The following is a 9,432-nucleotide window of genomic DNA, read 5'->3' on the forward strand; positions in this document are numbered from 1 at the left end:
CGCGCCGCCGCGCACGAACGTCCAAGACCACCCTCAAGTCTTGCCATACCGTCCTTCGCACACAGGGCAGGATGAGGTGCAAATGTTCGAACCGCTTCTTTCGCAGCCGGCCCCTTGGCGCCCGCTTCTGGCGCTTGTGCTTGCATCGACCGTCGTCATGGGCAGCCCGGGGCCGGCAACGATAAGCGTCACCGCCGCTGGCGCCGCCTTCGGCCTGCGCCACTCGCTGCGCTACACCTGCGGGATCGTGCTTGGCACGATCGCCGTGCTGCTGGTCGTGGCGACCGGGTTCATGGCGGCGCTTGCTTCGATGCCGGGGCTGGCGCCGTTGCTGGCTGCCGCGTCGGCGGCCTACATTCTCTATCTCGCTTTCAGGATCGCCACGGCGCCGCCGCTCGCGGCACGCACTGCCAAGGTGTCGCGCCCGACATGGCTGGCCGGGTTTCTGCTGGCGATCGCCAACCCGAAGGCCTATGTGGCGATCGCCGCCGTGTTCGCCGGTGCTTCTTCGAGCGAGGGCGATGCCGGGCTTGGCCTCTGGACAAAGCTCGGTGTTCTCGCCTTGATGATCGTTGCCATCCACGCCCTCTGGCTTGCCGCCGGGGCGGCGTTCGCCGGCATGTTGCGCAGGCCGGCGGCCTCGCGGATCATCAATCTGGTCTTTGCCGCGACGCTGGTGCTGACCACGGCGCTGGCGGTTTACGGCTGATTGCCAGCCGGGGCGTTCGCTTAAGCCTTGACGCCAAGTTCCCCCAGCCGCTTGATCGCCGCAGGCGGCAGGGCCGGAGGGTTTGGAGCGCGCGATGCGTCGACAAGAAGCTGGTCGCAGGCGGCTTCGGTCTCGCCGATCAGCCGCGCCATGAACTCATCCTTGGCCAGGCCCGGCGGTATGGGCGGCAGGAAACGCGCCTTGATGGTGCCGGGATAGCGCAGGAACTTGCGGCGCGGCCAATAGAGGCCGGCGACATGGGCGACCGGTACCACCGGAACGCCAAGCTGCGTATAGATTTCGACGATGCCGTATTTGTAGGCCGGCTCGTCGCCCGGCGCCCGGCGCGTGCCCTCGGGATAGATGATCAGCTGGCGTGGGTTGCGCGCCATCTCTTCCTTGGTCGCCGCGACCACCGCCTTCAAGGCTTTGGAGCGGCTGCCGCGATCAACCGGGATCATGCGCATCTTCATGATGTACCAGCCGAAGAAGGGGATCCAGGTCAACTCGCGCTTGAGAATGTAGAGCGGGTCCTGAAGGAAAGGGAAGAAGGCGATCGCGTCCCAGAACGACTGGTGCTTGGGTGCCAGGATAAAAGAGCCCTCAGGCAGGTTTTCCTGCCCGGTGATGTCGTTTTTGGTGCCGGCGATCTTGTCATAGAGCCACATGCAGCTGCGCGACCAGAATTTTGGTACGAACCAGGCACGGTGACGGGGGGACAGGAAATAGTAGGGCGTCCAGAGGATCATCTGGACGATCAGATTGACGTAGAAAGCGAAGTTGAACGCCAGCGATCTGACATAGAGCATCGGGGAGGTCCGGTGAGGAAGTGTGCGTTGGTTACACCAAGCGCGGGGAAAAAGGAAATGGCCCAGGCCTGTCCCGACCGATGCTGAAGCAAGGTCCGCAAACGCGGCCTTGATCCGGTCACGCTATCCCAATCGGGCCAGTCGCTCCTTCAGACGCGGGGCGGCGAAGTCGAGAAAGGCACGCAGCTTGACCGGCAACAGGCCGTGGCCCGCATGCACCAGGCTGACGGGCCACGGTTCCGGCTCGAATTCCCGCAGCAGGATACGCAACATGCCTGACCGCACCGCGGCATCGACCTGATAGGAGAGCACCTTCGTCGGCCCAACGCCGGCAATCGCGGCGTCGATCGCCGCTTCGGCGGTGTTGACCTGAAGCCGCGAACGGACCTGCACCGCGACTTCCCTCTTGCCGCTTGCGAAGGTCCATTGGGCGGCGGAGGCAAGCCCCTCGAAGGTGACGCAACTGTGCGCGTCCAGGTCATCCAAGCTCATGGGCGTGCCGTGCTCGGCCAGATAGGCAGGGCTGGCACAGACGACGCGGCGGATCGCGCCGACCCCAAGGGCAACAAGGCTCGAGTCTGGCAATTGTCCGATGCGAAGCGCCAGATCGAAATGGTCCTCGACCAGCTGGGTTACGCGGTCGGCCAGGGTGAGCCGGATGTTGACGTCGGGATAAGCGGCGAGAAAGCCGGTGACGACCGGCAGCACATGAAGGCGGCCGAAGACGACCGGGGCGGTGATGGCAAGCTCACCGGTCGGGGCGCTGTACTCGCCCGCCGCCGTGCGTTCCGCCTCATCGATATCGTCGAGGATACGTCGGCAGGCCGCAAGATAGGCTTCGCCGGCATTGGTCGGTGTCAGCCGGCGAGGCGAGCGGTTCAGTAGACGGGTGTTCAGATGGCGCTCCAGATCTGAAACCTTGCGGCTGACGGTCGCAAGCGGAATGCCGAAGCGGCGGGCCGCGGCGGAAAGGCTGCCTGCCTCCACCACGGCTACAAAGAGTGACATGGCCTCGAGACGATCCATTGCGGCTTCCAGAAAATGGAAGGATGGATTGCGAATATGCCATCTGCATTTAAATCGTGGAAGACCTTACATCTGATGAAACGGCTCGCACATGGCGGCCCTGTCAATGAAGGAACCGCGATGTCCGAGAGCCGTCCTCCGCTTCCCCCTTTCACCGCCGAAACGGCAGCACAGAAGGCGCGCATGGCGGAGGATGCCTGGAATTCGCGTGACCCGGCACGTGTCGCGCTCGCCTATACGACCGACAGCCGCTGGCGCAACCGCTCCGAGTTCCTGCAGGGGCGCGATGCGATCCAGGCTTTCCTGACACGCAAATGGACACGTGAACTCGACTACCGGCTGATCAAGGAGGTCTGGGCTTTCCATGGCAACCGCATCGCCGTGCGCTTCGCCTATGAATGGCACGACGACAGCGGCTCCTGGTTCCGCAGCTATGGCAATGAGAACTGGGAGTTCGACGAACATGGGCTGATGCGCCTGCGCATCGCCAGCATCAACGACCTGCCGATCAGCGAGGCCGACCGCAAGTATCACTGGCCGCTCGGGCGCCGCCCGGACGACCATCCAGCATTGTCTGAGCTCGGGCTTTAGAGCAACTCCAGGAAAAGTTTGAAACGGTTTCGGTCCGGAGTCGCGTCAACTGCCATAGGTCCCGTTGCGGGCAAGGAGGCTTTCGATGAACGCGCATGCATTCACCAGCGACGTCGCCTTTACGCCGACCGTCAAGGCGATCCAGGCGCGCAAAGGCTCGCGCCAGTCTTACGCCCGAGTTGAGGAGCGCGGCAGCTGGCAGGCTAATATCACGCCGGACCTTGCCGCCTTCATCGAAGCGCAGACCAGCGTGTTTCTGTCGACGGCCAACGGCGATGGCCAGCCCTACATCCAGCATCGCGGCGGGCCGGCCGGTTTTCTCAAGGTGCTGGACGAGAAGACGATCGGCTTCGCCGATTTTTCGGGCAACAGGCAGTTCATCACGCAGGGCAACCTGGCCGATAACCCGCGCGCCTTCCTGTTCCTAATCGACTACATGCTGCGCCAGCGTATCAAGGTTTGGGGCACGGCGCGCGTCGTCGAAAACGATGCCGAGCTGACGGCGAGACTGATGCCGCAGGATTACAGGGCGCGTCCCGAGCAGGTCATCCTGTTCACGGTTTCGGCCTGGGACGCCAATTGCCCGCAACATATTCCGCAGCGTTTCGAGGCAGCGGATGTGACGGCGGCCCTCGGTGAACGGGACAGGCGTATTCAACAGCTCGAGCAGGAGATTATGCGCCTGAAGGCGTCGAAAGGGAGAGACGAAGCGTGATGATGCAGCGCCGAGGGCTTAGCCGCCAGCCGCGGTCTCGGCCAGTGCGAGGCCGTCGGGCGTCTGCTTCACCGGCACGATGCCGCGTGCCAGCGCCAGCAGATATTTGTTGTACTCGGTGAACAGCACGCGCAGGGCCTGCGGCTTGGTCAGCCAGCCACCATTGTCGAGATTGGAATTGACCACCGGGTAGGGTTCCAGCTTGGCGCCATGCAGCAGCCGGCCCATTTCCAGGAGGCTGCGCGGCATATGGTAGTTGTTGGTGACGAGGATCACCGTGTTGTAGGCATGGCTTTCGACCCATTTGGCGCTTTCCTCGGCATTGCCGATCGTGTCGAGCGCGGCGCGGTCGATGTCGACGCAGCAGGAAAACAGCTTCTTGTCGCCACCGGTCGCGGCCTGCAGCTGGCGACGGCTGGCGGACGGGTGCACGCCACTGATCAGGAGACGCTCGCCCTTGCCGGACGCCAGCAGGTCCATCGCGGCGTCGAGGCGGGACTGGCCGCCGGTCAGCACGATAATGGCATCGGCCTTGGCCGGGTTGGCTGGCGTGGTCAAGTGGCTGACCTTGTTGGCAAACCAGCCGAAGCCGCCGGCAAACAATGTTGCGAGGATTAGGAGGGAGAGGGCGGAGAAACGCAGGGCGCTCCGTAAACGGCTGACCCTGCCGTGGGCGCGCGAACGAGCCACCAACGGCATCTGTCCAACCGTCCCGGTCGAATCCCGCACGTCCATAGCCATATGGTTAATCCCGAAATGGGGCCTTTGGTAGGTAAAAGTCGCACTTTGCGTTACGCAAATTCTCCATCCGTGATCGTTCTGCGTTCATCCCGGCCGTCGACCCAAAAGCGCGTCCCCTTTTTTCATGCATCGGGTTGGCGAACGTCGATGTCACTGAGATAGGCTACGACCGTGGCATGCGAGGTCGCCGCCGTCAGCGCGCCGATCACCAGCACCATCATGAGCACCCCGAGATAGCCTGCCGAGCCGATGGCGAAATTGCCGAACAGGGCGGTTGCCTGATCGGCTTGGGGCGTCGCCATGTTGCGCGACGACCACCAGGAAAAGACGACGAAGACCAGCACCGCCGCCGCGCCGCCGGCGGCCGCGCCCCTCATGCCGGTGACCAGGAAATGCCGGCGGAATTCGCGCGCGATGAACCGCGCCTCGGCACCGACGAAATGCAGCACCTCGATGATGTGACCATTGCCGGCCATGGCGCCGCGGGTTGCGAACACCACGGTCAGCACGGTCGCCGACAGCATCAAGACCAGCACGGCGATGCCGATGGTCACCGTGGTGCGGGCCATAGCCACCAGCCGGTCGACCCAGGTGCGGTGATCGTCGAGCGATGCGCTCGGCAGCTTCGGGGCGATCGCGGCGCGCATGGCGGCGAAGTCGGGTGGGCTGTTCTCGTCAATGGTGACGATGATCAGGCGCGGCACCGGCAGGTCGTCGATGTTGAGGCCCGAACCCAGCCACGGTTCGAGAAGCCTTGCCGTGGCTTCACGGTCGATGATCTTTGTCGACTGCACGCCGGGGAATTCGCCGGCGATCCGCGAAGCCTGGGCAAGCGCTGCTTCCATGTCGAGACCATCGACCGGTTTGATCTGGATCGTCGCCTCGCGCGAGATCTGGTTCTCCCAGACCGAGGCGGTGTCGCGCACCAGCGTCACCGCGCCGAAGGTGAGGCAGGACAGGAAGGTCATGATGGCGATGACCAGGACCAGCGCACGGCCGGCGATGTTTTGCGCCGGCACGATCGGCGCCATCCGGCGCTGGGCGCGCGGCCTTGCCTCGGCCAACTCGGCGTCACGGTCTTCCAGGTGTTCTGCGGACAGCTCAGTCATAGACATCCAGCCTTCCGCCAGCCAGGATCATGCGGCGTGCGTCGACCTGTTCCATCAGGCCAAGATCGTGGGTGGCGATGACCACGGCGGTGCCGAGCCGGTTGAGCTCGATGAACAGCCGCAGCAGGCGCCGCGCCAGGGGCGGATCGACATTGCCGGTCGGCTCGTCCGCCAGCAGGATCTCGGGCTGTTCGATCAGGGCGCGGGCGATCGCGGCGCGCTGCTTCTCGCCGCCCGACAGGACCGGCGGCAGCACATGCATGCGCTCGCCCAGCCCAACCCATTTCAACAGCTCGGTGACATCGGTGCGGTAGCTCGCTTCCTCGCGCCCGCGCACGCGCAGCGGCAGCGCGACATTTTCGTAGGTGGTCATGTGGTCGAGCAGGCGAAAATCCTGGAACACCACGCCGATGCGGCGCCTGAGATGCGGCAATTCGGTGCGAGAGATGCGCGAGCGGTCCTTGCCGAAGATGGTGATCAGGCCGCGCGTCGGTTTCAACGACATGAAGAGCAGGCGCAGCAATGTCGTCTTGCCGGCGCCCGAAGGGCCGCTCAGGAACTGGAAGGAGCGCTCCGGTATGTGCAGGGAAATGTCGCGGAGTATCTCCGGACCCATGCCATAGCGGAGGCCGACATTTTCGAAGCGAATCAATTTCGGCGACCTGAAATTCCTAGAGCATGATGCCGAAAAGTGTGAAGCGGCTTTCGGACGACATCATGCTCCACCTCTTTGATTTAGAACCGGCGAGCCGGCCCGTTCTGGGAAAAGACCATCGGCCGGCATGGTTAACCGGCGGTTAATTTCTATGCTCTTTCGGCGCGTCACGAGGGCTCCGGTGGTGAAACGTTAACCATTTGTGTTTACGCAAAAGAAACGAAAAGCGAACAGGTGCAATACTGGGCCATGATGGCTGACGAGCGAACCGCGCGCCCGGTTTCCGGCGAAATCATGACCGATCCGCCGGCAATTGCCGTGGCGCACCGGATCTGGCGCGGTCCGGCGCCCGATATCGTCGATGCCGATTATGTCGTGATGCCGCGGACAGCCGCGGCCACGCAAGCCAAACCACCGCAGCCGCGCCCGATTATCACGCCGCCCGTAGAGGGCATGGATATGCTGCGTAAGCCAGAGGCGCCGGCGGAGCGGCCGCCGGCCTCGCGCGGCGGACCGATCTTCTGGATCGTCGGCATCGGCGCCGCCCTTGCCGCCTTCTGGATCTCCGGCGGACATGCGTTGGTGCGCCAGGCGCCGTTACTGACCGGCGTGCAAGCTTCGGCATTGACCATTTCAGGCGTCACCTCGCGCGTCGACGCCTCCGGCGCGAATCCTGTGCTGTTCGTCGATGGCGAGGCCGCCAATGACGGCACGGGCCCGGCGACCCTGCCGCCGCTCGAAATCCGGGTGACGGGCAATGACGGGCGCACAACCCGCTATACGTTGGGGACATCCGGCCACGCGCTGGCCTCGGGCGAAAGATTCGGCTTTGCCAGCCGGCTCGGCGTGCCTAAGAACGGCGTAAGAACCGTTTTGGTCACTTTCGCCGAGTAGGCGATCATCGGGAAGGCCATCAATGCCCATCGTACGCAACAAGGACATCGAAGTCCTGTTTTCGGCATCGGCGATCGCGCGGCGCAATCTCGAGCTCGCCAAGGAGATCGCCGAGCACGATTACCATGATCTGCTGGTGATCTCGGTGCTGAAAGGCTCGTTCGTCTTCGCGGCCGACCTGATCCGCGCCATGCACGATGTCGGCCTGTCGCCCGAGGTCGAATTCATCTTCATTTCCAGTTACGGCGCCGGCACCACCAGTGGCGAGGTGAGGGTGCTGCGCGACATCGACAACGAGGTTGCCGGCCGCGACGTGCTGTTGATCGACGACATTCTGGAATCGGGCAAGACGCTGACCTTCACGCGCGACCTGATGCTGTCGCGTGGCGCCAGGAGTTGTTCCATAGCGGTGCTGCTCGACAAGCGCATGCGCCGCCAGACCGCGCTCAATGCCGATTATGTCGGCTTCGACTGCCCCGATTATTTCGTCGTCGGCTACGGCATGGATGTCGCCCACGCCTTTCGCGAACTGCCGTTCGTCGGTGTTGTGAAAGGCGATGCTTAGGATTTGTGGGAGCATTATCGCGAACCTGTAGGCGTGCTCAAAAATCGTCGTGGTAATTGTTCGATGCGGCGGTGATGGATTTCGCGGCTGCTGCGTTTCCGGTTCAGGAAAAGTCAACTTTTGCCCGCCAAATATGCCGGCCATGGCAAAGCTTCTGATCGTCGAGGACGATGAGTCCGTCCGCACCCTCGCAGCCCGCGCGCTCGAACGCGCCGGCCACACAATCGATATCGCCGCGGATGGCGCGCAAGGCCTTTCGCTGATCCGGGCCGCGAATGGCGGTTACGACCTCGTCGTTTCCGATATCCGTATGCCGGAGATGGACGGTATTGAGATGGCAATCGCGGCGGCCGCTCTTTTTCCGGCGATGAAGATCATGCTGATGACCGGCTATGCCGACCAGCGCGAGCGCGCCGAGGAACTGAACGGCATCATCCTCGATGTCGTGCAGAAGCCGTTCACACTGGCCGAGATCCGTTCACGCGTGGATAAGGCGCTGATCTGCTTCGCCTGATCAGGCTGGATCGGTGGCGGCGAGCGCCGGCGCCGTGCTCCGGCGCCGCCCTGCGTTGAGCGCCAGCAGGCCGGCGCCGATGATGAGAGAGGCACCGATCACGGTGGTCGGCCGCGGCACTTCGGCGAAGAACAGAAAACCCCAGAGCGGCGACCACAGGATGCCGGTGTATTCGAAGGTGGCAACGCGGTTGGCCGGCGCCAGCCGGTAGCCCTGCGATAAGAGAATCATGCCGGCCGAGGCGACGAAACCGCAGGAGGCCATCTTGAGGAAATCCGGCAGCGTCGGCCATATCCACGGCCGCACCAGAAACTCCAGGCTCGGGTGAACGGCGTGGGTTACGCCGGCAAGGTGAAACGTGGCGGCGACCGCGGCGGCGCCGACCAGATAAGCGCCGTTCTGATAGAAGGCCATGACGGTGGACGATTCGGTGTCGCCGATCTTGCGCGTCATCAGCTGCGAGAAGCCGTAGAGCGCCGCCGAGCCCAACGACAACAGCGCTGCCCCGTCGAACAGCCCGGCGCCGGGCCGCACCATCACGACAACACCGAGCAGCCCGATCAGTACGGTCGCCAGCGTCTGCCAGGAGACGCGCTCGCCAAGATAGGGTCCGGCCAGCGCCATGATGAACAGCGGCGCCATGAAATAGAGCGCAACGGCGTCGGCCAGCGGCAGGGCGGCGATGGCCAGATAGTACACCGTGTAGGAGGTGAACTGGATGAAGGCACGCACCGTCAGCAGGCCGAACCGTTTCGACAGGATCGCCCGCAGGCCGACATCGGCGTGGACGAGAACGATCAGGATCGGCAAGGCGATGACGGAACGGATCGCCATCACCTCGGTCACCGGATAACCGCTCGACACGGATTTGACCAGCGGGTCCTGCAGCGAGAAGACCAGCACACCCAGACACAGGCTCAGGATGCCGCGCACCATCCTATTGTGCATCTGCGTTCAGGCTCCTGCGCGTACGACCCGAAGCGTCCGACTTCGGATCAAAAAGAACCCGCCACCGTTTCGGGTAGCGGGCACGAGTGAGGACTCTTTGATTGGTCCACGGCTGATTTCGCAGCCGCATATCCAATGGGTCTGGCGACTATCGTT

The 9,432-nt window shown here is 63.6% G+C and carries 12 protein-coding genes; 6 read left to right on the top strand and 6 right to left on the bottom strand.

The annotated features are described in order from the left end of the window. Positions 1–82: 82 nt before the first annotated feature. Positions 83–709: a LysE family translocator gene (locus tag FJ938_RS05010; protein WP_140691710.1), complete on the top strand. Its 627-nt coding sequence runs from the start codon at positions 83–85 to the stop codon at positions 707–709. Between the two features lie 20 nt (positions 710–729). Here FJ938_RS05010 and FJ938_RS05015 read toward each other — a convergent pair whose 3' ends face one another. Continuing rightward, entirely contained in the window at positions 730–1,518 is a 789-nt protein-coding gene (locus FJ938_RS05015; protein ID WP_140691713.1) for a 1-acyl-sn-glycerol-3-phosphate acyltransferase, read from the bottom strand. A gap of 123 nt (positions 1,519–1,641) precedes the next feature. Then, positions 1,642–2,544 carry a LysR family transcriptional regulator gene (locus FJ938_RS05020; protein WP_140691716.1) on the bottom strand — a complete coding sequence of 301 codons (903 nt, stop codon included), beginning with the start codon at positions 2,542–2,544 and terminating at the stop codon, positions 1,642–1,644. Between the two features lie 120 nt (positions 2,545–2,664). Here FJ938_RS05020 and FJ938_RS05025 point away from each other — a divergent pair, with 120 nt between their 5' ends. Both FJ938_RS05025 and FJ938_RS05030 read left to right on the top strand, forming a co-directional pair. Continuing rightward, entirely contained in the window at positions 2,665–3,135 is a 471-nt protein-coding gene (locus FJ938_RS05025) for a DUF1348 family protein (protein WP_140691719.1), read from the top strand. 85 nt (positions 3,136–3,220) lie between these two features. After that, positions 3,221–3,850 carry a pyridoxamine 5'-phosphate oxidase family protein gene (locus FJ938_RS05030; protein ID WP_140691721.1) on the top strand — a complete coding sequence of 210 codons (630 nt, stop codon included), beginning with the start codon at positions 3,221–3,223 and terminating at the stop codon, positions 3,848–3,850. A gap of 18 nt (positions 3,851–3,868) precedes the next feature. Here FJ938_RS05030 and FJ938_RS05035 read toward each other — a convergent pair whose 3' ends face one another. The 3 genes from FJ938_RS05035 to ftsE all read right to left on the bottom strand — a co-directional run bounded on the left by FJ938_RS05035 (position 3,869) and on the right by ftsE (position 6,352). Continuing rightward, complete coding sequence (locus FJ938_RS05035; RefSeq protein ID WP_140691723.1) at positions 3,869–4,591, bottom strand: YdcF family protein; 723 nt, start codon at positions 4,589–4,591, stop codon at positions 3,869–3,871. Between the two features lie 122 nt (positions 4,592–4,713). Next, positions 4,714–5,700, bottom strand: coding sequence for an ABC transporter permease (locus FJ938_RS05040; protein ID WP_140691726.1), 987 nt, complete (start codon positions 5,698–5,700; stop codon positions 4,714–4,716). Beyond that, positions 5,693–6,352 (bottom strand): cell division ATP-binding protein FtsE, encoded by a 660-nt coding sequence (gene ftsE / locus FJ938_RS05045; RefSeq protein WP_027041732.1) that lies wholly within the window; start codon positions 6,350–6,352, stop codon positions 5,693–5,695. Before ftsE ends, FJ938_RS05040 begins: the two co-directional genes overlap by 8 nt. Positions 6,353–6,604: 252 nt before the next feature. Between ftsE and FJ938_RS05050 the strand changes: the two genes are divergently transcribed. From FJ938_RS05050 to FJ938_RS05060, 3 genes are all read left to right on the top strand, one after another. Further along, complete coding sequence (locus tag FJ938_RS05050; protein ID WP_140692068.1) at positions 6,605–7,249, top strand: hypothetical protein; 645 nt, start codon at positions 6,605–6,607, stop codon at positions 7,247–7,249. A 22-nt stretch (positions 7,250–7,271) separates the two neighbouring features. After that, positions 7,272–7,814, top strand: a complete 543-nt coding sequence (gene hpt, locus FJ938_RS05055) for a hypoxanthine phosphoribosyltransferase (RefSeq protein ID WP_140613087.1) — start codon at positions 7,272–7,274, stop codon at positions 7,812–7,814. Between the two features lie 142 nt (positions 7,815–7,956). Continuing rightward, complete coding sequence (locus FJ938_RS05060; protein ID WP_181165763.1) at positions 7,957–8,328, top strand: response regulator; 372 nt, start codon at positions 7,957–7,959, stop codon at positions 8,326–8,328. Here FJ938_RS05060 and FJ938_RS05065 read toward each other — a convergent pair whose 3' ends face one another. Next, positions 8,329–9,276, bottom strand: a complete 948-nt coding sequence (locus tag FJ938_RS05065) for a DMT family transporter (protein ID WP_140691729.1) — start codon at positions 9,274–9,276, stop codon at positions 8,329–8,331. Positions 9,277–9,432: the final 156 nt, after the last annotated feature.

It is taken from the genome of Mesorhizobium sp. B2-4-14 (genome assembly GCF_006442155.1).
In the GTDB taxonomy this organism is placed as follows: domain Bacteria; phylum Pseudomonadota; class Alphaproteobacteria; order Rhizobiales; family Rhizobiaceae; genus Mesorhizobium.

What these genes read in the sequence shown, in the direction of transcription:
- FJ938_RS05010 (WP_140691710.1), top strand. Translation starts at nt 83, where the DNA reads ATGTTCGAACCGCTTCTTTCGCAGCCGGCCCCTTGGCGCCCGCTTCTG.
- FJ938_RS05015 (WP_140691713.1), bottom strand. Translation starts at nt 1,518, where the DNA reads ATGCTCTATGTCAGATCGCTGGCGTTCAACTTCGCTTTCTACGTCAAT.
- FJ938_RS05020 (WP_140691716.1), bottom strand. Translation starts at nt 2,544, where the DNA reads ATGGATCGTCTCGAGGCCATGTCACTCTTTGTAGCCGTGGTGGAGGCA.
- FJ938_RS05025 (WP_140691719.1), top strand. Translation starts at nt 2,665, where the DNA reads ATGTCCGAGAGCCGTCCTCCGCTTCCCCCTTTCACCGCCGAAACGGCA.
- FJ938_RS05030 (WP_140691721.1), top strand. Translation starts at nt 3,221, where the DNA reads ATGAACGCGCATGCATTCACCAGCGACGTCGCCTTTACGCCGACCGTC.
- FJ938_RS05035 (WP_140691723.1), bottom strand. Translation starts at nt 4,591, where the DNA reads ATGGCTATGGACGTGCGGGATTCGACCGGGACGGTTGGACAGATGCCG.
- FJ938_RS05040 (WP_140691726.1), bottom strand. Translation starts at nt 5,700, where the DNA reads ATGACTGAGCTGTCCGCAGAACACCTGGAAGACCGTGACGCCGAGTTG.
- FJ938_RS05050 (WP_140692068.1), top strand. Translation starts at nt 6,605, where the DNA reads ATGATGGCTGACGAGCGAACCGCGCGCCCGGTTTCCGGCGAAATCATG.
- hpt (WP_140613087.1), top strand. Translation starts at nt 7,272, where the DNA reads ATGCCCATCGTACGCAACAAGGACATCGAAGTCCTGTTTTCGGCATCG.
- FJ938_RS05060 (WP_181165763.1), top strand. Translation starts at nt 7,957, where the DNA reads ATGGCAAAGCTTCTGATCGTCGAGGACGATGAGTCCGTCCGCACCCTC.
- FJ938_RS05065 (WP_140691729.1), bottom strand. Translation starts at nt 9,276, where the DNA reads ATGCACAATAGGATGGTGCGCGGCATCCTGAGCCTGTGTCTGGGTGTG.